Source organism: Stappia sediminis (assembly GCF_009826895.1).
Taxonomy (GTDB): Bacteria; Pseudomonadota; Alphaproteobacteria; order Rhizobiales; family Stappiaceae; genus Hongsoonwoonella; species Hongsoonwoonella sediminis.
This window is the reverse complement of record NZ_WUMV01000002.1, coordinates 395,640-418,023: the sequence shown is the minus strand read 5'-3', so window position 1 is coordinate 418,023 and position 22,384 is coordinate 395,640. Positions and strand designations below refer to the sequence as shown.

The 22,384-nt window shown below is 60.7% G+C and carries 24 protein-coding genes; 6 read left to right on the top strand and 18 right to left on the bottom strand.

Features of this window, described 5'->3' with window-relative positions; all coding sequences use genetic code 11:
* Window positions 1–128: 128 nt before the first annotated feature.
* The 6 genes from GR183_RS05470 to paaN form a co-directional block, all read right to left on the bottom strand.
* Window positions 129–872, bottom strand: a complete 744-nt coding sequence (locus tag GR183_RS05470; protein ID WP_160774575.1) for an ABC transporter ATP-binding protein — start codon at window positions 870–872, stop codon at window positions 129–131.
* On the bottom strand, window positions 838–1,626 hold the full coding sequence (locus tag GR183_RS05465; RefSeq protein ID WP_160774574.1) for an ABC transporter ATP-binding protein: 789 nt from the start codon (window positions 1,624–1,626) through the stop codon (window positions 838–840). The genes GR183_RS05470 and GR183_RS05465 overlap by 35 nt, the downstream gene beginning before the upstream one ends.
* Window positions 1,623–2,567 carry a branched-chain amino acid ABC transporter permease gene (locus tag GR183_RS05460; protein WP_160774573.1) on the bottom strand — a complete coding sequence of 315 codons (945 nt, stop codon included), beginning with the start codon at window positions 2,565–2,567 and terminating at the stop codon, window positions 1,623–1,625. Before GR183_RS05460 ends, GR183_RS05465 begins: the two co-directional genes overlap by 4 nt.
* Window positions 2,568–2,569: 2 nt before the next feature.
* Window positions 2,570–3,442: a branched-chain amino acid ABC transporter permease gene (locus GR183_RS05455; RefSeq protein ID WP_160774572.1), complete on the bottom strand. Its 873-nt coding sequence runs from the start codon at window positions 3,440–3,442 to the stop codon at window positions 2,570–2,572.
* A gap of 130 nt (window positions 3,443–3,572) precedes the next feature.
* Window positions 3,573–4,730 (bottom strand): ABC transporter substrate-binding protein, encoded by a 1,158-nt coding sequence (locus tag GR183_RS05450; protein WP_160774571.1) that lies wholly within the window; start codon window positions 4,728–4,730, stop codon window positions 3,573–3,575.
* 65 nt (window positions 4,731–4,795) lie between these two features.
* The gene (gene paaN, locus GR183_RS05445) at window positions 4,796–6,457 is read right to left on the bottom strand and encodes a phenylacetic acid degradation protein PaaN (RefSeq protein WP_160774570.1); all 1,662 of its coding nucleotides are present in this window, start codon (window positions 6,455–6,457) and stop codon (window positions 4,796–4,798) included.
* Window positions 6,458–6,651: 194 nt separating this feature from the next.
* Here paaN and paaG point away from each other — a divergent pair, with 194 nt between their 5' ends.
* Genes paaG through GR183_RS05425 form a run of 4 tightly spaced genes read left to right on the top strand, consistent with a single transcriptional unit; the run spans window position 6,652 to window position 9,906 of the window.
* Window positions 6,652–7,464: a 2-(1,2-epoxy-1,2-dihydrophenyl)acetyl-CoA isomerase PaaG gene (gene paaG / locus GR183_RS05440; protein WP_160774569.1), complete on the top strand. Its 813-nt coding sequence runs from the start codon at window positions 6,652–6,654 to the stop codon at window positions 7,462–7,464.
* Window positions 7,461–7,886 (top strand): hydroxyphenylacetyl-CoA thioesterase PaaI, encoded by a 426-nt coding sequence (gene paaI, locus GR183_RS05435; RefSeq protein WP_202395849.1) that lies wholly within the window; start codon window positions 7,461–7,463, stop codon window positions 7,884–7,886. Before paaG ends, paaI begins: the two co-directional genes overlap by 4 nt.
* A gap of 59 nt (window positions 7,887–7,945) precedes the next feature.
* The gene (gene paaK / locus GR183_RS05430) at window positions 7,946–9,256 is read left to right on the top strand and encodes a phenylacetate--CoA ligase PaaK (protein ID WP_160774568.1); all 1,311 of its coding nucleotides are present in this window, start codon (window positions 7,946–7,948) and stop codon (window positions 9,254–9,256) included.
* A 50-nt stretch (window positions 9,257–9,306) separates the two neighbouring features.
* The gene (locus tag GR183_RS05425) at window positions 9,307–9,906 is read left to right on the top strand and encodes a TetR/AcrR family transcriptional regulator (protein WP_160774567.1); all 600 of its coding nucleotides are present in this window, start codon (window positions 9,307–9,309) and stop codon (window positions 9,904–9,906) included.
* A 25-nt stretch (window positions 9,907–9,931) separates the two neighbouring features.
* On the opposite strand, the gene GR183_RS05420 is transcribed toward GR183_RS05425, so the two are convergent.
* Entirely contained in the window at window positions 9,932–10,393 is a 462-nt protein-coding gene (locus GR183_RS05420) for a YHS domain-containing (seleno)protein (protein ID WP_160774566.1), read from the bottom strand.
* A 96-nt stretch (window positions 10,394–10,489) separates the two neighbouring features.
* Here GR183_RS05420 and GR183_RS05415 point away from each other — a divergent pair, with 96 nt between their 5' ends.
* Window positions 10,490–12,358, top strand: a complete 1,869-nt coding sequence (locus tag GR183_RS05415; protein WP_160774565.1) for an adenylate/guanylate cyclase domain-containing protein — start codon at window positions 10,490–10,492, stop codon at window positions 12,356–12,358.
* Between the two features lie 40 nt (window positions 12,359–12,398).
* Here the strand turns inward: GR183_RS05415 and GR183_RS05410 are convergent, their stop codons facing one another.
* From GR183_RS05410 to GR183_RS05360, 11 genes are all read right to left on the bottom strand, one after another.
* Window positions 12,399–12,788, bottom strand: coding sequence for a RidA family protein (locus GR183_RS05410; RefSeq protein ID WP_160774564.1), 390 nt, complete (start codon window positions 12,786–12,788; stop codon window positions 12,399–12,401).
* A 13-nt stretch (window positions 12,789–12,801) separates the two neighbouring features.
* The gene (locus tag GR183_RS05405) at window positions 12,802–13,677 is read right to left on the bottom strand and encodes a DMT family transporter (protein WP_312846790.1); all 876 of its coding nucleotides are present in this window, start codon (window positions 13,675–13,677) and stop codon (window positions 12,802–12,804) included.
* A 248-nt stretch (window positions 13,678–13,925) separates the two neighbouring features.
* Window positions 13,926–14,984: a DUF2652 domain-containing protein gene (locus tag GR183_RS05400; RefSeq protein ID WP_160774563.1), complete on the bottom strand. Its 1,059-nt coding sequence runs from the start codon at window positions 14,982–14,984 to the stop codon at window positions 13,926–13,928.
* An 89-nt stretch (window positions 14,985–15,073) separates the two neighbouring features.
* Window positions 15,074–16,153, bottom strand: coding sequence for a 1,2-phenylacetyl-CoA epoxidase subunit PaaE (gene paaE / locus GR183_RS05395; RefSeq protein ID WP_160774562.1), 1,080 nt, complete (start codon window positions 16,151–16,153; stop codon window positions 15,074–15,076).
* A gap of 34 nt (window positions 16,154–16,187) precedes the next feature.
* Window positions 16,188–16,703 carry a 1,2-phenylacetyl-CoA epoxidase subunit PaaD gene (gene paaD / locus GR183_RS05390; protein ID WP_202395848.1) on the bottom strand — a complete coding sequence of 172 codons (516 nt, stop codon included), beginning with the start codon at window positions 16,701–16,703 and terminating at the stop codon, window positions 16,188–16,190.
* 5 nt (window positions 16,704–16,708) lie between these two features.
* Window positions 16,709–17,461 (bottom strand): 1,2-phenylacetyl-CoA epoxidase subunit PaaC, encoded by a 753-nt coding sequence (gene paaC, locus GR183_RS05385; protein WP_160774854.1) that lies wholly within the window; start codon window positions 17,459–17,461, stop codon window positions 16,709–16,711.
* A 32-nt stretch (window positions 17,462–17,493) separates the two neighbouring features.
* A complete protein-coding gene (paaB, locus tag GR183_RS05380; protein ID WP_160774560.1) occupies window positions 17,494–17,781 on the bottom strand; it encodes a 1,2-phenylacetyl-CoA epoxidase subunit PaaB in 288 nt (95 codons plus the stop codon).
* Window positions 17,782–17,804: 23 nt separating this feature from the next.
* Window positions 17,805–18,794 (bottom strand): 1,2-phenylacetyl-CoA epoxidase subunit PaaA, encoded by a 990-nt coding sequence (gene paaA / locus GR183_RS05375; RefSeq protein ID WP_160774559.1) that lies wholly within the window; start codon window positions 18,792–18,794, stop codon window positions 17,805–17,807.
* A 159-nt stretch (window positions 18,795–18,953) separates the two neighbouring features.
* Entirely contained in the window at window positions 18,954–19,844 is an 891-nt protein-coding gene (locus GR183_RS05370) for a PaaX family transcriptional regulator (RefSeq protein WP_160774558.1), read from the bottom strand.
* 209 nt (window positions 19,845–20,053) lie between these two features.
* On the bottom strand, window positions 20,054–20,962 hold the full coding sequence (gene puuE / locus GR183_RS05365; protein WP_160774557.1) for an allantoinase PuuE: 909 nt from the start codon (window positions 20,960–20,962) through the stop codon (window positions 20,054–20,056).
* 86 nt (window positions 20,963–21,048) lie between these two features.
* Window positions 21,049–21,477 (bottom strand): hypothetical protein, encoded by a 429-nt coding sequence (locus GR183_RS05360; RefSeq protein WP_208999757.1) that lies wholly within the window; start codon window positions 21,475–21,477, stop codon window positions 21,049–21,051.
* A gap of 348 nt (window positions 21,478–21,825) precedes the next feature.
* On the opposite strand from GR183_RS05360, the gene GR183_RS05355 reads away from it, so the two are divergent.
* Window positions 21,826–22,377: a PadR family transcriptional regulator gene (locus GR183_RS05355; protein WP_160774556.1), complete on the top strand. Its 552-nt coding sequence runs from the start codon at window positions 21,826–21,828 to the stop codon at window positions 22,375–22,377.
* The last annotated feature ends 7 nt before the right edge of the window (window positions 22,378–22,384 follow it).

Genomic DNA, 22,384 nt, shown 5'->3' with positions numbered 1-22,384 from the left:
GGGCACATAAGACAACCCCCGGACGGCGCAGGTAAAGCCGGCGCCTGTGAAAATATCGCGAAATCCCGAATTTTCAGTGCGCTATACCGATCGAATGCCAATTCACTCCACGGATATTCGCCTATCCCTCAAACGCCGAGATAAGCTTCGCGCACGCGTTCGTCGTCCAGAAGCTCCCTGCCCGTCCCGCTAATGGATATTTCGCCGGTTTCGATGACATAGCCCCGATCCGCGATGGAGAGCGCGGCAAAGGCGTTCTGCTCGACAAGGAAGACGGTGACGCCGCTTTCATCCCTCAGCTTCTCCACGATCTGGAAAACCTGATCGACGAGGATCGGAGCAAGCCCCATCGAGGGCTCGTCGAGCAACAGGAGTTTCGGCCCGCTCATAAGGGCACGGCCTATCGCCAGCATCTGCTGCTGGCCGCCTGAAAGACCGCCAGCCGGGTTTCGCCGCCTTTCCTTGAGGACCGGGAACAGGTCGTAGACCATGTCGAGATCGCGGTCGATCTCCGACCCTTTTCGCAAATAGGCGCCAAGACGCAGGTTATCCTCGATCGATAGCGGCGAGAATATCTGCCGGCCTTCGGGAACCTGGGCAATTCCGCGTTTCACTCGCGCATGAGGCTGTGCGTTCGTAACATCGTGGCCATCGAAGACAATCGCGCCGCCGGAGACCGGCTGTACACCGGAAACCGCACGCAAGAGCGTCGTTTTTCCCGCGCCATTGCTGCCGACGAGCGCAACGATCTCGCCTCGGTTTACCTCCATCGATACCCCGTGCAACGCTTCTATCCGCCCGTAGCCGGAACGCAGCGCATTGATCTGCAAAAGAGCTTCATCCGAGCGCAACGGCGGCCTCCTTCGAACCATGGGTGCCGAGATAGGCTTCGATCACCTTCGGGTGCGTTCTCACCTCTTCCGCCGTACCTTCGGCAAGCGTCTTGCCGAATTCCAGCACGTGAACACGGTCGGAGATGCGCATAACCATCTTCATGTCATGCTCGACAAGGACAACGGTCGTACCTTCGTCCGCGATATTGCGGACGAGCTTCTCTATCTCTTCAGTCTCCACCGCGTTGCAGCCGGCGGCCGGCTCGTCGAGCAGAAGCACCTTTGGCCCGGCGGCAAGCGCACGCGCGATTTCAAGCCGCTTCAAAGCTCCATATGGCATGGCGGCAGCTGGCGTATCGGCATAGCCACCAAGCCCGACACGCTCCAGATAGGCATCGGCGGCAGCTGCACTCTCACGGTTCTGACGGGCCGTCGCGGGCAGCGCCAGGATATGTGCCAGAAGCCCGCGCTTTTCCTTCAGGTGACGTCCGACCATGACATTTTCGCGCGCCGTCATGCGGAAGAACACCTGCAGGTTCTGGAACGTTCGCGACAAGCCACGCCTTGCCAGCGTCTGCGGTTCGAGGCCCGTCACATCCGCACCTTCCAGAAGCACCTTGCCGTATTTTGGCTGATAGACGCCCGAGACGAGGTTGAAGAGCGTCGTCTTGCCCGCACCGTTAGGACCTATGATCGAAAAGACATCGCCTTCATTGACGCGGAAGCTGACGTGGTCGACGGCCTTCACGCCGCCGAAGGCAATGCCGATTTCCTCAACCTGAAGCACACTCATGCGCGCCTCCCGCCGATCAACATGGATAGGCTCGGGACGATGCCGCTTCGAAGCAGGATCATGAAAGCCATCATCATGAAGCCAAGCATCAGGTGTTCGTAGTCATGGAAGACGGTGAGCGCCTGCGGCAGCACCACGAGCACGGCCGCGCCGACGACCGATCCCAGGATCGAGCCCATGCCGCCGAGAACAACCATAGTGACAAGCTGGATCGAATGCAGGAATCCAGCGGCATCCGGCGTGATGAAGCCGTTGACGAGCGCAAGGGCCGAACCGGCAACCGATGCATAGACGGCGGAGATCACGAATACGATCAGCTTGTAGCAGCCAACATCGACGCCTACGACACGCGCGGCGACTTCGGAATCGTGCAATGCGCGGAGCGCGCGGCCCGTCGGGCTAGCCACAAGGTTTACGGCAAGAAGCGCTCCGATCACCATCAATCCACCGGTGATCCAGTACCATGTATCGGCGCCGCGCGCGCGCCAGCCGAACAGGGCGAGCCGGGGGACGGGCATTCCGTCGGGCCCGCCTGTCAGCCACGCCTCGTTGGAGATGACCATCGACACCAGAATGCCGAAGCCCAGGGTGGCGACGGCAAGATAATGCCCCTTCAGCCGCAGGATCGGCCGCCCGACGACGAATGCGAGCAAGGCGCAGCCCGCGCCCCCGGCGATTAAAGCAATGACTGGGTGCAAGCCGAATTGCGCCGGCAGGATCGCCACCGAATAGGCGCCAAGGCCGAAGAAACCGGCATGGCCAAGGCTCACCTGTCCGGCGAAGCCCATCAAAAGGTTCAGCCCGATCACGGCGAGCGCCGATATCCAGACCAGAGCCGCGACGCGGAAATAGAAGTTAGATGGCATGACGAAGGCGAGCCCGACGACAAGCAGGGCGAGGAACGCCGGCACGGCGAGGCGGTTGGACATGAGCTTTCGCATGGTCACACCCTTTCCACGCTGGCGCGGCCAAGCAGGCCGCCGGGCATGACGAAAAGAACGCCGAGAATGACGATGAAGGCCATCGCGTCCTTATAGGTGGAGGATATGTATCCCGCGCCGAAGGCTTCCAGCAGACCGACCAGAAGCCCGCCTACGATGGCACCGATGGGATTGCCCATTCCGCCCAGCATCGCCGCGGCGAAGCCCTTCAGCGCCAACAACGTGCCGATGTCGTAGCTCGTCAGCGTAATCGGCGTGACGAGGATGCCTGCAATCGCGCCGATCGCGGCGGAGAGCACGAAGGAAAGTCCGATCACGAAGGATGTGTTGATGCCGACAAGCCGCGCCGCCAGCCGGTTCGCCGCTGTTGCCAGCACCGCCTTGCCGGTCACCGTGCGGTTGAAGAAGGCCCAGAGCGCGATGACGATGACAACCGCCCCGCCGAGCACCCAGAAACTTTGCGGCAGCACCAGCGCGCCGCCGATGTTTATCGGCGTGTCGCCGGAAAAGGCCGGCAGCGAATGGAACTGCTTGTCGAAGACGATCTGCGCAAGCCCGCGCAGGAAGATCGACGCACCGATGGTGATGATGATCAGCGTCACGGGCGAAGCGCCCCTCGCCGGTTCGATCGCCAGGCGATGCAGCAAAAGCCCGATGACCATTGCAGCAAGGATCGCGATCAGCACCGCGATGGGCAGCGGCACCCCGGCGGCGGTCGCGAATACGGTCGTCATGCCGCCGATCATGACGAACTCCCCTTGCGCGAAGTTCACGACATCGGAGGCGTTGTAGATGATCGTGAAACCCAGCGCGACGAGGGCGTAGACCGCGCCGACGGTCAGTCCGGACGCGCAGAATTGCAGGAATTCGGCCATGCCTGTTCGCATCCTTGATGCCGGGGACGAGAGGACGTGCGCACCGCTGGCTTCCCGGCATGAATTTGCCTGAAGATGGTCCGGGAACCGCGGATTGCGCGCCCCGGACCTGTCGATCGGACCGGGTGGATCAGTTGACGATCGTCCAGTCGCCGTCCTTGATCTCCAGCATCTTGAAGGCCGAGAGATCGAGGCCGAGGTGGTCCTCCGCCGACATGTTGACCGTGCCGCCCGTGCCGATGAAGCCCTGCGTCTTTTCGATCTCGTCGCGGATTGCCGCCGGATCTTCGGAGCCCGCCCGCTTCATCGCCTCGACAAGGATCATCAGCCCGTCATAGGCGTGGCCACCGAAGGTGGAAACCGGCTCGCCCGTCGTTTCCTCGTACTTCGTCTTGTAACCGGTCACGACCGGCTTTTGCGGGTCATCATCCGGCAGCTTGTCGGCAACCAGAAGAGCTGCGGCGGGAAGGCGCACGCCTTCGGCCGCTTCACCCGCCAGATCGATGAACGACTTGGAGGCAACGCCATGGCTCTGGTAGAGCGGCACGTCGATGCCGAGCTGACGGTAGTTGCGGGTCACGATCGCCGGGCCCTGGCCGAAGCCGGGGTTCACCACGGCCTGGATGCCGTCGGTTCCCTTGATCTTGGTGAGCTGAGGCGTCATGTCGGCGTCTTTCGGGCCATAAGTTTCGTCGGCCAGGATCTCGATCCCATAGTTGCCGGCGACATCCATGCACTGGCCGCGCATCGACTTGCCGAAACCGCCGGTGCCGGAGATCATGCCTATCTTGGAAATGCCGTTCTTCTGCATGTCCTCGAAAATCTTTTCGCATGCCATGCGGTCGGTGTGCGGCGTCTTGAATACGAATTCCTTCACCGGATCAATGATGACGACAGCACCCGCAAGCGAGATGAAGGGAATGCCCGCATCCTCAAACACCGGCACCATGGCCATGGTCGCGCCGGTCGTCGAACCGCCGACGACCGCGATCACACCGTCATCCTCGACAAGGCGGGTCGCAAAGGTGCGCGCGCTGTTGGCGTCGGCCGCATCGTCGTAAATTACGAGCTCGAGCTGCTTTCCGTTCACGCCACCGTTCGCGTTGATATCTTCGACATACATCTCAAGCGTCTTGCCTTCCGGATCGCCCAGGAAGGACGCCGGGCCAGTCATCGAAAGCGACGACCCGATCTTGATGGTGTCGGCGGCGTGAGCTGCCGCACCCAGCGCCAGCACCGCGACCGAAGTCACGGCAACACGCCCAATCTTGTTCCAGAATCTAGCCATATCTTCCTCCCATTGATGTCCGAAGCGGACTTGCCCTGATCGAGACTCCTCGCGTGGTTTCTCCCTCAGGCGGCGACGGGCCGCCGCACGCCTGCCACGCGGAAACGGTTTGCCACAAACGCACTGTCGCAAAGGCTGGCATTGCCGGCCGGATTTGCGCCCGTGACGTGGAAATCCGAAAAGGCGGCACTCTGATTGACGAATATGCCGCCGGTGAGGTTCAGCGACAGCGACACGCCTCCTTCGCCGAACGCCTCGATCGCCTTCTCCACCACCGCCTCGTCGGTGGAATAGAGCGAAGCGGTTATCGCACCGCGCGTTTTCGCCGAGCCCGCCGCACGATCGATCGCGTCGTCTATGCCGTCGGTCGCAACGATGAAGCTGATCGGGCCGAAGCGCTCCTCCAAGTACGCCCCCTCGTCCTTCGCCTCGACGGCGATGACGAGCGGCGTTGCCGTACGCGCCTCGTCCATGCCCTCGACAGGGGTGCTGTCGCGCACCACGCGCCCAAGCGACCGCGCAGCCTTTACACGCTCCGCGGTCGCCGTGCTTTGGACGGCGCCCAGAACGGCTGCCGCGCGCTGCGGATCGCCAAGCAGCTTATCGATCGAAACCTTGATCGCCTCACACACCTCGTCGAAGGATTTGTGCCCGTCGTCCGTCTCGATGCCGTCCCTGGGCACGTAGATGTTCTGCGGAGCCGTGCACATCTGCCCGGTATAGAGCGAAAGCGAAAAGGCGATGTTGCTCGCCATTCCCTTCAGGTTGTCGGTGGAGTGAACGACGATGGAATTGACGCCCGCCTCCTCGGTGTAAACCTGCTTGCCTTTCGCATTCCCCCGCACCCATTCACCGAAGGCGGGGGATCCGGTGTAGTCGACAATCGCCACATCCGGATGGGTGACGAGGTCTTTCGCCAAAGGCTTTTCGGCGCTGTCGGCAGCCAGAAGGACCGTGTTCGGATCGAAACCGGCCTCTTTCAGCACTTCGCGGGCCACGCGAACCGTCAGCGCGAGCGGCAAGATCGCGCCAGGATGCGGCTTCACGATCACCGCATTGCCCGTCGCAAGGCTCGCGAAAAAGGCCGGGTAGGAATTCCAGGTCGGGAACGTCGAGCAGCCGATGACGAGTGCCACGCCGCGCGGAATAATGCGGAACTGCTTTTCAAGAACCAGCGGCTCCTTCGGGCCTTGCGGCTTTTCCCATCGGGCATGCGCGGGGATGCGCGTCATCTCGTCATAGGCATAGGCAACCGCTTCGAGACCACGGTCCTGCGCATGCGCACCGCCCGCCTGAAAAGCCATCATGAATGCCTGGCCGGAAGTGTGCATAACGGCGTTGGCGAGCAGGAAACTCTGCCTGTTCAGCCGGTTTAGGATTTCGATGCACACGCCCGCCCGCTCCTGCGGCGTCGCATGCGCCCAGCCTTTCATGGCCGATTTCGCGGTTTCGACAAGAAGATCGGCGGACGCGCCCGGATAGGAGATATCGAGCTTCAACCCGTAAGGGCTGACTTCCCCGCCAACGCTTCCGCCATCCGATGGCTGATCGAGATCGAACGGCTTTCCGAGAAGCGCCTTGAAGGCCGCCTCGCCGTCATCCTTTGCCGTTTCACCATAAATTTTGCCGGAGGGCATTTCCGGGTAAGCCGACCAGTAGCCGCGCGTTCGGATCGTCTCCAACGCCTTGTCGAGCGTCGCCTTGTGAGTGGCGAAAAAGTCGGCCATGAGCTTCCTCCCTTGCAGGGACTGCGGCCCCGCTCATCAAGTTTTGTCGCCGGTCATTGACAGCGCATTTCGTAAGGACATAATAATTAACCGACCGGACGGTCAGTCAAGTGAAAAATTCACGTACTACCGTCGCGAACCCGCGAGATTGGATTAGCATTCAGGCGGCCCGTGGGAATTGGGAGGATACATCAATGGCCGACGCGCCGGTATTGACCGAGGTTGGCGAAGGCGTGCTCACGATCACGCTCAATCGACCCGACAAGCTGAATTCCTTCAACGTAGAGATGCACGAACATCTGGCCGCGGCACTGGAGAAGGCCGAGCAAGACGACGCTATCCGCGCCGTTATTCTGACCGGCGCCGGGCGCGCCTTTTCGGCCGGACAGGACCTTTCCGACCGGGTCACGCCGAAGGATGGCGCACCGCCCGATCTCACTGTCACGATCGAGAATTACTACAATCCCCTGCTTCGCCGCATAAAGGCGCTGCCCAAACCCGTCATTGCCGCCGTGAACGGTGTCGCAGCAGGTGCGGGCGCCAACATCGCGCTTGCCTGCGATATCGTGCTTGCGGGCGAGAGCGCGAAATTCATCCAGGCCTTTTCAAAGATCGGCCTTCTGCCGGATTCCGGCGGCACCTGGACGCTGCCGCGTCTTGTCGGCATGGCGCGGGCGAAGGCGCTTGCCCTGCTCGCCGAACCTCTCCCCGCCGTTCAGGCCGAGGAATGGGGCATGATCTGGAAGGCCGTTCCGGACGACGATCTCATCCCCGCCGCCTCCAAGCTCGCACACGATCTTGCCCGCGCGCCGACCTACGGCCTTGGCCTGATCAAGCAGGCGATGGAAGCCGCCGCCACGAACGATTTCGATGCTCAGCTCGATCTTGAGCGCGATTTCCAGGGCCGCGCCGGGCGTTCGCCCGATTATGCGGAAGGCGTCCGCGCCTTCATGGAAAAACGGGCCGCCGAATTCACCGGCAAGCCGCCCGCGGAGGACAAGCGATGACGCCACAGCAACTTGCCGAAGCCTGCGCGGAAGCCATGTGGGGCGAAGACAAGGCAAGCCAGGGCCTCGGCATGGAAATCGTGGAAGTCGGTCCCGGCAAGGCAACCATTGCCATGACCATAGACGAGCGCATGGTGAACGGCCACGGGATCTGTCACGGCGGCTACATCTTCACGCTTGCCGATTCCGCCTTCGCGTTTGCCTGCAACAGCTGGAACCAGAGCACGGTGGCAAGCCACTGCGCGGTTTCCTTCCTCAGGCCCGCGCGTCTTGGCGAAAGGCTGACGGCAACGGCGGTGGAGCGTTACCGCGAAGGTCGCTCCGGGATCACGGATGTGACCGTTTCCAATGAAACCGGCGAGACGGTCGCGGAGTTCCGCGGCAATTCCCGCACCATCGCCGGCACTCTCGTCGACGTCTGACAGCGAAGAACAAATGCCGTGCCGCAGCCACTGCGCAAGGCTATCGGAGGAACGTTCAAATGCTCGACCTCTCTCCCCGCCCCGGCGATCTGGATCCGATCGAGACAGCATCGCGCGACGAAATTACTGCGCTGCAGCTGCAGAGGCTCAAATGGTCGCTCGCCCACGCTTATGAAAACGTGCCGCACTATCGGCAAGCGTTTGATGAAAAAGGCGTTCATCCGGACGATCTGAAGGAGCTGGCCGACCTCAGGCACTTTCCCTTCACCACGAAACAGACGTTGCGGGACAACTACCCGTTCGGGATGTTCGCCGTCCCGCGGGAGCAGGTAGCCCGCGTTCACGCATCCTCCGGCACCACCGGCAAGCCAACGGTCGTCGGCTACACGAAGAACGACATCAAGACGTGGTCGCAGGTGGTGGCGCGCTCCATCCGCGCCTCCGGCGGCAGGCCGGGTATGAAGGTGCACGTGGCCTATGGCTACGGCCTCTTCACAGGCGGTCTTGGCGCGCATTACGGCGCGGAGGAGCTGGGCTGCACGGTCATCCCCATGTCCGGCGGCATGACCGAGCGCCAGGTCTCTCTCATCCAGGATTTCGAGCCGGACATCATCATGGTGACGCCATCCTACATTCTGGCGATCCTCGATGAATTCCGCCATCGCGGCATCGACCCGCGCGACTCTTCGCTGAAAGTCGGCATCTTCGGCGCCGAACCCTGGACGAACGCCATGCGCGGCGAGATCGAACAGGCGTTCGACATGCATGCCGTCGACATTTACGGGCTTTCGGAGGTTATCGGGCCGGGCGTCGCCAACGAGTGCGTGGAGACGAAGGACGGCCTTCATATCTGGGAGGATCATTTCTATCCCGAGATCATCGATCCCGAGACGGGCGACGTCCTGCCCGATGGCGAGGTCGGCGAGCTTGTGTTCACCTCCCTTTCCAAGGAGGCGATGCCGGTCATCCGCTACCGCACGCGGGATCTCACGCGGCTGCTGCCTGGTACCGCGCGCTCCATGCGGCGCATGGAAAAGGTCACCGGCCGGTCGGATGACATGATGATCGTGCGCGGCGTCAATGTTTTCCCGACACAGGTTGAGGAGCAGATCCTGCGCTGCAGCGGCCTTGCCCCCCACTATTACATCGAGCTTACACGCGAAGGCCGGATGGACGATATGACGGTTCATGTGGAGGCGACGGAAACGCACGCCGATTCATCGAGCCGCGAGATACAGGCCGCGGAACTCAGGAAACACATCAAGGATGTGATCGGCATTTCCGCCCGCGTTTTCGTCGCAGCACCCGGATCGATCGAACGATCGATGGGCAAAGCCAGGCGGGTGGTCGACCACAGGCCGAAATCCTGATAACGGAGCGTCCGTTCCCCCTCATGGTTCATCGATAACGGAGCAGGCAGATGGCGCGTCCGCGCGCGGAAGACTACGACGAGAAGCGCAAGGCGATCCTGAAGACCTCGGCGGAGCTATTTTCCGAGCATGGTTTCGATCGCTCGTCGATGAGCCAGATCGCGCAAGGGTGCGGCGTTTCAAAGGCGCTGCTCTACCATTATTATGCGAACAAGGATCAGCTTCTCTTCGACATCATCCGCGACCATCTGGATGAGTTGATTGCCGGTGTCGAGGCCGCTCACGACCCTTCGCGGGCGGCTGAGCAGCGCCTGCGCGATTATGTCGGCGCGCTGCTTGAGGCCTATCGCGACGCCAACGCCGAGCACAAGATCCAGATCAATGAAATGAAGCGCCTGCCCCCCGATCAGCAGGAGGAGCTGAAGGAAAAGGAGCGCCATCTTGTGCGTCTTTTCTCCGAGGCGATCGTGGAAGCGATCCCCGAACTGGGGCGGGGTTCGAAATTGCTGAAGCCTGTGACCATGAGCCTCTTCGGCATGGTCAACTGGCATTACCTCTGGTTCCGCCCGAACGGCCCTGTCAGCCGCGAAGACTACGCCGACATCGCAACGGCGATTTTGCTCAACGGTGCGCGAAGCCTCACGATTTGATGAAAGTCCTGAACAACTCGACTTCCTATTCCGTTTGCCCGATACGCTCCCAATTGGCGTTGGCCTTGGCAACGCTTTCTTCCGCGTTCTCGGCGAACTTATCGCGTGTAGGCTTGTCGTAGTTGAGATAAAGCCTGTCTTCGATGATCACGAAAGCTTCCGGATCGATCGGCGCGAGGTTGCCGATCGCAACGCCACCCGCGCAATAGCCGCCATAGCGTGGCGCGTAGCGTGCCGGATCCTCTGTAAATGTAGCCAAGTGCTCGCGCGTCGCGAAACGCCAACGTATGCCCTGCCACGTATGCTCCAGATCGTCCCTGCCGCGCATGGGGCGTCCTTCGGTGAAATAGGCGACGACGTCATATCCCTTTACGGCAAGCCCTCCCTGCCGTCCGTTGATCGCTTCACCCGCGAAGGCAAAGCTTGCCGCGGCAATGAAAACCATCAGGGCCATCGTCAGACTGGAGAAAGTCGCAAGCCGTGTCATTCGCTTTCCCTAACGGAAACTTGTGCGGCTTTGTCTATGTTATTCTAACATAAATCTTGACGACAAAGGAGCGGCCGCCATGGCCGTCTCGATATCGTGAACGATCCTTCGCGCCCGACCACGCGCAGGCTTGCGGCGATCCTTCACGCTGACGTCGCGGGTTACAGCGCGCTGATGAACTCCGACGAGAGCGCCACTCAATCGGCAGTCGCCCGGTCGATGGACCGCGCGCGGGAGACAGTAGCATCCCACGGCGGGCGCCTTGTGGGAACCGCAGGTGACGCGTTCCTGGCGGAATTCCCCAGTGTCGTGGAAGCGGTCGCCGCGGCTACCGAGTTTCAAAATGCCATGGTGGAATTCGGCGCGTCGACCAGCTTCCAATCGCCGCTCGCTTTCCGGATCGGTATAAATCTCGGAGACGTTATCGCCGATGGCGATGACATATTCGGCGACGGCATCAATGTCGCCGCGAGGGTTCAAGCGCTCGCTCCGCCGGGCGGCATTGCGATAACCTCCGCCGTGCGCGACCAACTTGGCAGACGCCTGCCCATCGCATTTGCCGATGGCGGATCGCACAGCGTGAAGAATATTCCCGACCCGATCCAGATATATGTGGCAAGTCCGCCGTTCGAGCTGCGGACCAAAGCCTATCGCCGGCGCAAGTATCTGCCGCACCTGGCACTGGGGGCCACTCTCGGCGCCATTCTCGCCTTGGGCCTCGCGGTCGCGGCGCTTATGGATAGCTATCAGGCAGGCTCTCCGCTACGTGGCCAATCGTCGGAACGTGCGGAAAATCGGCCGGTCGTCGCCATTCTCCCATTCAAGGATCAGACAAACGAACAAGATTCATATTTCGCGAATGGCGTTACGGAGGACGTCATAAGCCATCTCGGCAGGTTTTCCGAATTGCTTGTCTTGTCGTGGAATGCGGTCGCCCCCTTCGGCAACCGGCCCGTGGATATCGAAGCGCTCAGGAGCGATTTGAAAGCGCGTTATGTGGTCGGCGGATCGATCCATCGCAGCCAGGAAAAGCTTCGCCTGAATGTTCAGCTTACCGACGCGCGCGATGGCATTTTGATGTGGTCAAGGCGGTATGAAACGCCGATTGAAGATCTGTTCGAAGTCCAGGACAGGATCACGAACGCCATTGCCGGTTCTTTGGCGGTCGGCGTTGGCCGGATAGAGCAGCAACGCGCATTCGAAACACCGACGGAGGCGCTCGACGCCTACGATCTCGTCCTGCGCGGCAGGTCCCTCATTCGCCGGGTGGAGCGCAAGGCGAATTTCGAAGCCCGGAAACTCTTTCGCGCCGCAATAGAAAAAGACCCGAACTATGCCGATGCTCACGCAAGTCTGGCATGGACGCAGGTCGCCGACGTGTGGTGGGGGTGGAGCGAGTGGCCGGCAAACGCTCTTGAGGAAGCGATCAAGAATGCGGACCGCGCGTTGGAACTGGACCCGCGAAACATATTGGCAATGACCGCACGTTCAGAAGTTTTGTTCCTTCAGGACAGGCTCACCCCCTCGCGCGCGCAGTGCTTGCGCGCGCTTGAGATAAACCCGAATGACGCTCAAGCAAGAGCGACCTGCGGCAGCGTGATGGTCTTTTCAGGAGACTTCGAGGAAGGTATCCGCAATCTTGAGCTGTCGATGCGCATCGATCCGGATGCGACAAGCTGGAACCTGACCAATCTGGCGGTCGGATATTATCTCGTCGAACGCTTCGAAGACGCCGCCAACCTCCTGGGCGGCGGCGCACGCGGCTTTGACGAGGATCCAGCTCCCCATGCCGTCCTTGCCGCCGCGAACGCCCGCCTCGGCCGGATGGAGGCCGCCCAGCGCGAGGTTGAAAAGGCACTGCGCCTTTACCCCTTCTTCGATGCTGCAATCTTCGCAAATAACATCGGCAATGAGGAAAACTCCAAAAAGCTTCTGGCCGGGCTACGAGCAGCCGGGTTCAAGTGATCGTTTTCTTTTCGCAACTAAAGCGAATGCGACCCTTCCCTCAGCGCCCTTCCGGCAGCACGGCCTGGCATTCGATCTCGACCTTCATGCGCGGATCGACCAGTGCCGAAACCTCTACAAGCGTAGAGGCCGGGCGGTGTTCGCCGAAATAGGCCTGCCGGCGCGGGTTGATCGCGGCACGCTCCGATATGTCGGTCATGAAGACCTGTACCTTGACGATATCCTCGGGCCGACCGCCCGCCGCACGAAGGCAAGTGTCTAGCGCATCCATCGCAATGTCGAATTGCGCGACGGTATCCTCAGGGATCGTCCCGTCCGCGCGCATGCCCACGACACCCGATACCCACACCAGATTTCCGGCACGGACCGAATGGCAATAGTGGCTGACAGGCGGCAGCTCACCTTCGACCATGAAGCGTTCGATCGTCATCGTTTCCTCCGCGTTATTCGTTCTTCCCGTCCTGGGCAGCTATGGCTTTGCGTACGGCTCGGGCGGTTACACGCTCGCGGTGCAGCGTATAGAGACCGGTCGCCACGATCACGAGCGCGCCGACCCATGTCCAGAAGTCCGGCAAGTGGTGGAAGACCAGATAACCGTACATCGTGCTCCACAGCAAAAGGGTGTATTGCACCGGCGCGACAACGACGGCCTGCGCGACTTCAAGGGCCTTGATGACGAGGAATTCGGCAAGCGCTGCAAGAACCGCGATCCCGCATAAAAGCGCGATTTCCAGGTTCGTCTGCGGCCATGTCCAGACAAAAGGCAAAGGCACGGTCAGGACGGTGCTGCCGGCAATCGCGGTATAGGCGACGGTCGTGGACGTCCTGTCCGCGCCGCTCAACACCCTGGAAAGGATTTGGCGGAAAGCGAAAAGCGTGGCTGCCACGATCACCAGCAATACGGCAGGGTGGATCACTCCCATGCCTGGCCGGATCACGATCAAAGTGCCGATGAAGCCGATCGTTACCGCGCTCCAGCGCCGAATTCCGACCGGTTCTCGCAGGATAAGCGCGCCGAAAAGGGTGACGATGAAAGGCGCTACGAAACTGACCGCTACGGCATCCGCCAGCGGCACATAGCGCACGGCGACGATGAAGAGCGTCGCCGAGCTTGCCGCCAGCACGCCGCGCGAGATCTGAAGGACGGGGTTTTTCGTCTTGAGAACGGGCAGGCCACGCACCGCCAGAAGCACGATGACGCCCAGCAGAAGGCCAAGCTGCCGCACCCAGACGATTTGCAGGGGATGGAGCGTCTCGGTCAGGAACTTGGCTTGCGTGTCGACGGCGGAAAAAAGGAACATTCCGCCCGCCATCAGCACGAGCCCAAGCCCGCTCTCCGAACGCGGGGCGACGGAAGGCGTTTTCAGCGGTGACGCCAGATTGACAGGTATGAGCGTATCTCCTTCGCGCGGGCAGGATGGCCAGCTTTCGCTCGCACGATAAGCAAAACCTTCCAATAATCATACAAAATATCAGTGAATAAACCACTGCGACAGACTGCCTTCGCCGATCTTCGCTTTGGCGCTACCGCCGCATCGCAGGTCGTCGGAATCCGGGAATACTTATCTCAGCCCGACGCGTTTTCGCAAACCTCTTTCAAGGCCTCGAGATGCGGCTTCATGGCGCCGATCATCCCCATTTTGTTTTCCGCCGGGAGGCTGGCTCCCATCCAGTTCACATTGAAATTCAGCCGCGTATTGCCATCCTCCAGCCGGTCCATCTCGTAATAGACAGCTACCTTGAGGTCGAGGTCGGGCATCTCCACATATTCGCAATAGAGGGAATGCTCCTCGCCGTAGTCCGCCGCGGCAGCCCTATTGATCAGCTTCATCCCCTCGAAGATGCAATTGTGCTGCATTCCGATACGCTCCGACGTCATGTCGCGATTCACCGGAGCGCCGCCGGTCATCCATTCCGTTCGCATGTCGACATTGACCAGGGTTTGATAAACGGTCTTCATTGGCGCGCGTATTTCGATCTCCAGATTATCTTCGCCCCGGTTGATGACGAACCTGGGCCGCGCGGGAGGCCGGGGAACCTTTGCCCTGTAGCGCGTGAGCGTCGCGAATTCGAAGTCGACATCTCCAATGACGTCGTAGGCCTGGCTGGATTTTCGCCATTCGAGATCGACATCCGGTACGGAAGGGCCAACCGCCTCGCAACAAGGCCCGGTCATCAGAATATATTCATGTGAATCGATGGCGTTCTTCATCAGCCTGTGCGCGACGATCATGCCCGGTCCGATCGCATTGACGAAATCCGCGAGCCTTATCTCCTTGATGCTTCCGAAATGCGTGACGAACTTCAAGGTCAGATCCGTCACGGTCTGGCATGCGCCGCACCGGCAGACCGTATCCCGCTCTATGACCATGAGCTGTTCGTGAAATTTCGAAAACATCTTCAGGCATTGCCCGACAAGCCGTTTGCGGGGAAGCGGCTCGCCCTTGCGGTAGAACAGCACCGCGTCACCCTCGATTTCCGCCAATGTGAATCCCGTGTCATTGGCTTCGATAATGAGCTTCAGGAGTTCCACAATGATATGCGCGCCGTGATCGATCTCGGTCGCGTTCGTGAAGTTGGTGAAACCGCTGATATCGGGAATGAGGATGGTCGCTTGTTCCGCCATGGCATCCCCCCGGGGGTGATCGCTCGCATGGCGCAGTATAGCAGCGCGATCCTCGCGCTACGTAAGGATTATTCGGAAGGCCGGCGGCTTCAGATTTCGTCGTAATCCAGCACCACGCGCTCGCTGATCGGGCGGGACTGGCAGGTCAGAACGAAACCGGCTTCCACCTCCCAGGGCTCCAGCGAGTAGTTGACGGCCATGTCCACCTCGCCTTCGACCACCTTGGCGCGGCAGGTGCAGCACATGCCGCCCTTGCAGGAATATGGCGCTTCGACGCCTGCGCGCACCGCCGCGTCGATGATCGTCTCGCCGGCGGAAATCGGCACCGTAACCCGCGCACCGTCCATTACGAGTTCGGCCATGGCCTTGTGGTCGACGGCAGCTCCCGCATGAGCGGGTTTGGGCGCATGCGGGGCGGAGCCGTCGGCGGGGGTGAAGAATTCCTGGTGTATTCTCCCCTCGTCGACGCCCAGCGTCTTGAGCGCACCCTTCGCCGTTTCAATCAACTCTCCCGGTCCGCAGAGGAAGAAATGATCGACGCCCTCTGCCGGCACCATATGGCGCAGCAATGTTTCCAGCTTTTCCCTGTCGAGGCGCCCGGAAAGCAGCGGCAGATCCTGTTCCTCGCGCGAAAGCACGTGAAAGACGGATAGCTGTGTGGGGAAAAGGTCCTTCAGGTCCTCAAGTTGGCTCTTGAAGATGATCGATTGCGAAGAGCGGTTTCCATAGAAAAGAAAGAAATGCGTTTCCGGTTCGCGCGCCAGCACCGTGCGGATCATCGCCAGGATCGGCGTGATGCCGGAACCGGCGGCAACCGCCACCAGCGTGCGAGGTCCGCCGTCCGTTTCTGGAAGCAGGAACCGCCCGGAAGGGCTCATCACGTCGATTTCCGACCCGGTGGCAAGGTTTTCGTTCGCGAAAGTCGAGAACTGCCCGCCGTCGATTTTCTTGATAGCGACGCGCAACTCGCCGTCCTGCTCGCCGGCGCAGATAGAATATGAGCGACGCACCTCCTCCCCGTCGATCAGCGTCTTCAGCGTCAGATACTGGCCAGCGGAAAAGCTGTAATCGTCTTTCAGCTCTTCCGGCACGTCGAAGGAGATGGACACCGCATCGGCGGTCTCGCGGTTGACGTCCTTGATCTTGAGCGTGTGAAAGCGCGGCGACATGCCTTTCGTCCTCCCGAAATCCGGCACACGGCCGTCAGATGCATTTGAAGTAGTCGAATGGCTCCGCGCAATCGCGGCACTTCCAAAGCGCCTTGCAGGCGGTGGAGCCGAACTCCGAGATCTTTTCCGTGTTTTCAGACCCGCAGCGCGGGCAGGTCACGGTTTCATCGCCGAAGAGCGCGCGGCGGGACGCCTTTCCCTCTGGTGGCGCAATCCCGTATTCGCGCAGCTTTTCGCGCGCTTTCGCCGAAATCCAGTCGGTCGTCCAGGCGGGAGAAAGCACCGTCTTCACCCGCACATTGTCGAAGCCCGCCTTGGCAAGTTCCGTCTCAAGATCCATGGTGAAGATGCCCATGGCAGGGCAGCCGACATAGGTCGGCGTGATATCGACTTCGATCGCACCGTCGTCTGCCACGCGCACGTCGCGCAGTACGCCGAGGTCTTCCAGCGTGAGCACCGGGATTTCCGGGTCGACGACCTTCGCCGCGACGGCCCAGGCCTTATCGCGAAGCGACTGCGTTTTCCCCTGATTTTCGGCAAGGCTCGCCATGGCGATCACCATTTGAGGCCGGGATAGGCCCGCTGCATGTACTGCATTTCGGTAAGGAGATGGCCGAAATGCTCGGTATGCATGCCGGAACGCCCGCCCGTCTGCGCCCAGCCTTCCTCGGGCATCTCAAGCGTTGCCTGACCAAACACCTTCCCGACGGTTTCGCGCCACTCGTCGCGGATCGACGCCGGATCGACCGCAACACCTTCGGCAACCAAAACTTTTACCGTGTCATCGGCCTCGAAGAGTTCGCCCGTGAACGGCCACAGAAGCTCGATTGCATCCTGCATGCGTTCGCGGCTTTCTTCCGTCCCGTCGCCGAGTCGGATCACCCATTCGGCTGAATGGCGCAGGTGATAGGCCGCCTCCTTCTCCGCCTTGGCGGCAATCGCGGCCAGCGTTTCGTCCTTTGACGCCTTCATCTTCTCCCAGAAAGGAAGCATGAATGCTGAAAAGAAGAACTGGCGCGCAATCGTCTCCGCGAAATCGCCGTTCGGCTGCTCGACCAGCAGGCAGTTGGAGAATTCCCGCTCCTTGCGCAGGAAGCAAAGCTGGTCCTCGTCGCGGCCCTTGCCCTCCACTTCGCCAGCGTATGAATAGAGCGCGCGCGCCTGGCCGATATGGTCCAGCGCGACATTGGCCAGGCCGATGTCCTCTTCCAGTGTTGGCGCATGGCCGCACCACTCGCCAAGCCGCTGGCCCAGGATCGCCGCATCGTCGGCAAGTCGAAGGATATATGCGAAAAGCAGGTCTTTCATCGCCTCGTCCTCCTCATGCAAGCACAGAGCGCTCACATGTTCCCCACTTCTTCGGGAATGTCGTAGAACGTTGGGTGACGGTAGATTTTCGTGCCCGTCGGCTCGAACATCATGTCCTTCGAGCCCGGATCGGATGCCACGATCTCGGCCGACGGCACGACCCAGATGGAAAGTCCCTCGCCGCGGCGGGTGTAGACGTCGCGGGCCGCCTGAAGCGCCATTTCGGCGTCCGCCGCATGCACCGACCCGACGTGGCGATGCGCCATGCCGTTGCGAGAGCGAATGAAGACTTCCCAAAGCGGAGTGGTTTTCTCAGACATTGATTTGATCCTCGACGGATTTCTCAGGCGGCCTGTTGGCCCCTGCGGGATTTCTTCTTTTCCGAATAGGCGAGCGCTGCCTCGCGCACCCAGGCGCCATCCTCATGCGCCTTCTGGCGCGCCTTCATGCGCTGCTTGTTGCAGGGGCCGTCGCCCTTGAGAACGCGCGCGAACTCGGACCAGTCGATCTCGCCGTATTCCCAGTGCCCCGTTTCCTCGTTAAGCTTGAGGTCCGCGTCAGGGATCGTCAGGCCCAGGTAGTGCGCCTGCGGGACCGTCGCATCGACGAATTTCTGGCGCAGCTCGTCATTAGTGAAGCGCTTGATCTTCCAGGCCATGGACTGTGCGGAATGTTGGGAATCCTTGTCCGACGGCCCAAACATCATCAGCGACGGCCACCACCACCGGTTCAGCGCGTCCTGCACCATTTCCTTCTGCTCTTCCGACGAGCGACACATCGTCAGAAGCAGCTCATAACCCTGGCGCTGATGGAAGCTTTCCTCCTTGCAAATGCGGATCATCGCACGCGAATACGGCCCGAAGGAGCAGCGGCACAGCGGGATCTGGTTCATGATCGCCGCACCATCCACCAGCCAGCCGATCGCGCCGATATCGGCCCACGTAAGCGTCGGATAGTTGAATATGGAGGAGTATTTCGCCTTGCCGGAGAGAAGCTGCTCGTTCAGTTCCTCGCGTGACGCTCCCAGCGTTTCCGCCGCCGAATAGAGATAGAGCCCGTGGCCGCCTTCGTCCTGCACCTTTGCGAGAAGCGCGGCCTTGCGCTTCAGCGTCGGGGCGCGGGTGATCCAGTTGCCTTCCGGCAGCATGCCGACGATCTCGGAATGCGCATGCTGCGAAATCTGGCGCACCAGCGTCTTGCGATAGCCTTCCGGCATCCAGTCGTTCGGCTCGATCTTCTCCTCGTTGTCGATGCGCGCCTGGAACGCGGCACCGCGCTCGGCATCTTCGATGTCCGAGACGGCTTCGAGGTTGTTGAGCGCTTGCGTATACATGGTGGCTTGGTCCTCCTCCTCGATCCGGGCATCAAAATTTGCCGGAGCGAGCACACCTTCCGTTCAGGCAGGCGCATAATACGTGACAATATTAGTGTCATGCAATGATTTTCTGTCACATATTAACTCGCGACCGATCACATTTTCGGCCCGAATGTTTCAGGCCTTGGCAAACCTTTGAAAATAACCGGAAACCGGCTTTGGCAGAGAACCTTCGCGCGATTGCCCGGTCGAACCGAGCCAGGCGTCGGACGGCTTCAAAAGCGCCTTGTAGATATGAGCGCAAAGCTTGTGCGCCTCGTGCCCGGCCCAGTCCTTCGGCAGGTACCGCACGGGTAGAAACGGGTCGCGCAGCACGATCCGCCGATAATCGTGGATGAGAAGCGTGCGGGCGATCATGGCATCGATCCCGCCCAGAAGGTCTCCGCCTTCAAGCGCTTTCCAAAGTGGTTTATAGCGTTCCACGAAAGCATGATAACGCACTGCCAGCGGCGCCAGATCGAATGCGCGCTTGATCAGATATTCCTCCGATCCTCGCTCGAGCGTGGATCCGAACACCAGCGTTCCCCTGCCCGCGGCTGCCCCGGGAATGGCCGTGGCCTTCGTACCGACCAGCGTATTGGCGGAAAGCTGCCCGAATCCTGCCTTAAGCAGGCGTTCGCGCTGGGCCTGGCGACCGTTGCCTTCTCCCAGGACAACGATGCGCCAATCGCCCTCCTTTTGCGTTTCCGGCCGGTGATAAATGCGTTCGCTCGCCGCGGCGAATTCGTCCTGACCGGATTCGGAAAGCGCGTAAAAACTTCTGCGGCCGATCTTGTAGCGCTCCACCCAGCCGTCGCGGGCAAGGCGAGACATCGCCGCGCGCACGGCCCGGTCGTCGACCTCCATGGCCTGCATCAGTTCGGTTATCGTGCCAAGCCAGATTTCGCCGCCGCGGGGCACCACCGCATCGCCGTAAAAAGTCACGATCAGCGACCAGACGCGAAGCGGCTGGCACGCGTGAAGGGCAGCGACAAGCTTGTCGATTGCGGCTGGCGTGGCAACATTCATTCAGGCAGCGCCTCGTTACTGGATTTGAATTTCGCAGCCGTCCGAGACCTCGCGGATTCGGTGCAAGACGCGGGTCACGTATGTGAGAGGTTACAGTTTCAGGCTCTCCCGAACCTGCGCCCAATAAATTCACCCGGTTTAGTTATCGTAACGTAAGCTCTACTCAAACACAGACAAAAGGCCAAGTCCGAATGATGCCTCAAATGCGCTCAATGCGCGTGATGCGCATGCCAATGCCAGGCGATGTCAATTCGGCGCGGCAGCCAAACCTTGTCATGCGAGGAAATATAGTCGAGGAAACGCGCAAGAGCCGCCGCCCGGCCCGGTCGACCCGAGAGCCGGCAGTGCAGCCCCACCGACATCATCTTCGGATGGCCGGCCTCGCCTTCGGTGTAAAGCGTGTCGAAGGCATCCTTCAGGTAGGTGAAAAACTGGTCGCCCGAATTGAAGCCCTGGGCTGTCACGAAACGCATGTCGTTTGCATCGAGCGTATAGGGAATGACGAGATGGGGTCCGCTTTCTCCCTCCACCCAATATGGCAGATCATCGGCATAACTATCTGAATCATAGAGGAACCCGCCCTCTTCCATGACGAGTTTGCGGGTGTGTATGGACGTCCGCCCCGTGTACCAGCCGAGGGGACGGGCGCCCGTGACTTCCTCATGGATGCGGATTGCCTCGCGCATCTGCCGGCGTTCTTCTTCTTCTGAAAAATCCTTGTATTCGATCCACTTGAGACCGTGCGAGGCGATTTCCCAATCGGCCTCCTTCATCGCTTCCACTGCATCGGGGTTGCGGGCAAGCGCGGTCGTCACCCCGAAGACCGTAACCGGAATGGCTCTTGAGGCGAACATTCGCCAGAGCCGCCAGAACCCGGCGCGCGACCCGAACTCGTAGATCGATTCCATGTTCATATGCCGCTGATGGGGCCAGGGCTCGGCTCCCACGATCTCGGAGAGAAACGCTTCGGAGTGAGTATCGCCGTGGAGAAGGCAGTTCTCGCCGCCTTCTTCATAGTTGACGACGAATTGCACGGCGACGTTCGCCTCGCCCGGCCATTGCGGATCGAGGGTGGTCCGGCCGTAACCGATCAGGTCGCGTGGGTAGTCATCCGACATGCATCTGGTCCCGTTGCAGGATACTTGCGATGAATTTTCATAGGCTTATTCGTTGCAACGGGCAATTACAGACTAGGCTCCGCGTATCAATGCCTGTTTCGAACCGGTGCCAGGGCGGGAACAGGAACCGGTTGACCGGTCGCGCGGGGCCGCCCGCGGCGCTCGCCATCGTCCTTTGCCGGCAGGGTCATGATCGCAGCTCCCATCGCGGCGGATGTCAGGGTTATCAGAAGCCCGCAAAAAAGAACTGCCACAGGCACGACCGGGTCGTCGGAATTCGCAAGCAGCGTGCGCAGACCCGCCGTATCCAGGATCAACAGACCGGCCGTCACCAGGCCTGCGACGAAAGCGCCGATAGCCCAGTTGATCGCCAGAAGGCGGAAGAGCGGTTCGCGCGCTAGCCGCCGGATACCAGCAAGTGCTGACGGGCTGTTGGGTCGGGCCGTACCCTGAATGTCTTCCGCTCGCTCAAGCATCGCCTTGCGCTCCCGCTCGTCGCGATGCCCGTCCCGCACCGCGTAATTTTCCGCCACCTCGAAAATAGCGTGCCCTGATTTGCCTTCAAGATCGACGCGACACGAACGCGCATCACATGCCCGCTACCCGCGCTTTGGACGCAACGTAAATTTTTTGGCAATCGCCCGGTTGAGGCCCTTGACACTTTCCGCAGGGATATATAGATGCAGCATATATCGAGATGATATATGATCGCTTTCGAATTTCCGAAACTTCGAACCGTTCGAAACGATAAACGAAAAATCCGAAATCACCCGGCAGGGCATTCGACGGATAGATCGTGAACACGACTCGGCAGGGTGCGCGATTGCGGCCGCGCCTGCCACCTGATCGGAAGAGTATAGCGAATGAGCGTGAAGACCCTTTGCCTGGCGATCCTCAACTGCGGCGACGCCACCGGATACGAGATCCGAAAGCATCTGACCGAAGGCAAGTTTTCCTATTTCGAGGATGCAAGCTACGGCTCCATTTACCCCACGCTCGCCCGCCTGGAGGCGGATCGTCTGGTGACGGTTCGCGAGGAGCCGCAGCCGGGCCGTCCGGCGCGCAAGATCTATTCGATCACCGATGAAGGGCGCGAAGCGTTTCGCAGGTTGCTTGCCGAACCGCCCGCCCCTGACACGTTCCGCTCCCCCTTTCTTCTGGTCGCCATGTGGGCTGAGCTTGCTGGCCCCCATGTCATCAAGAACGCTCTTGAAGAGCGCAAGACCAATCTCCGGGAGGAAATCGAAAAGCTTTCGGCGATACGCGAGGAAACCGGACACCCCGGCACGCGCTTTATCGTCGAATACGGTCTGAATTGCATGCGCAACGATCTCGCCTTTCTCGAACGCGAGAGCCACAGGCTCGTGGCGATTGCAGAGGAAGGCGAGGAAGTGTTGCCGCAGGCCGCGGAATAACGCGGAT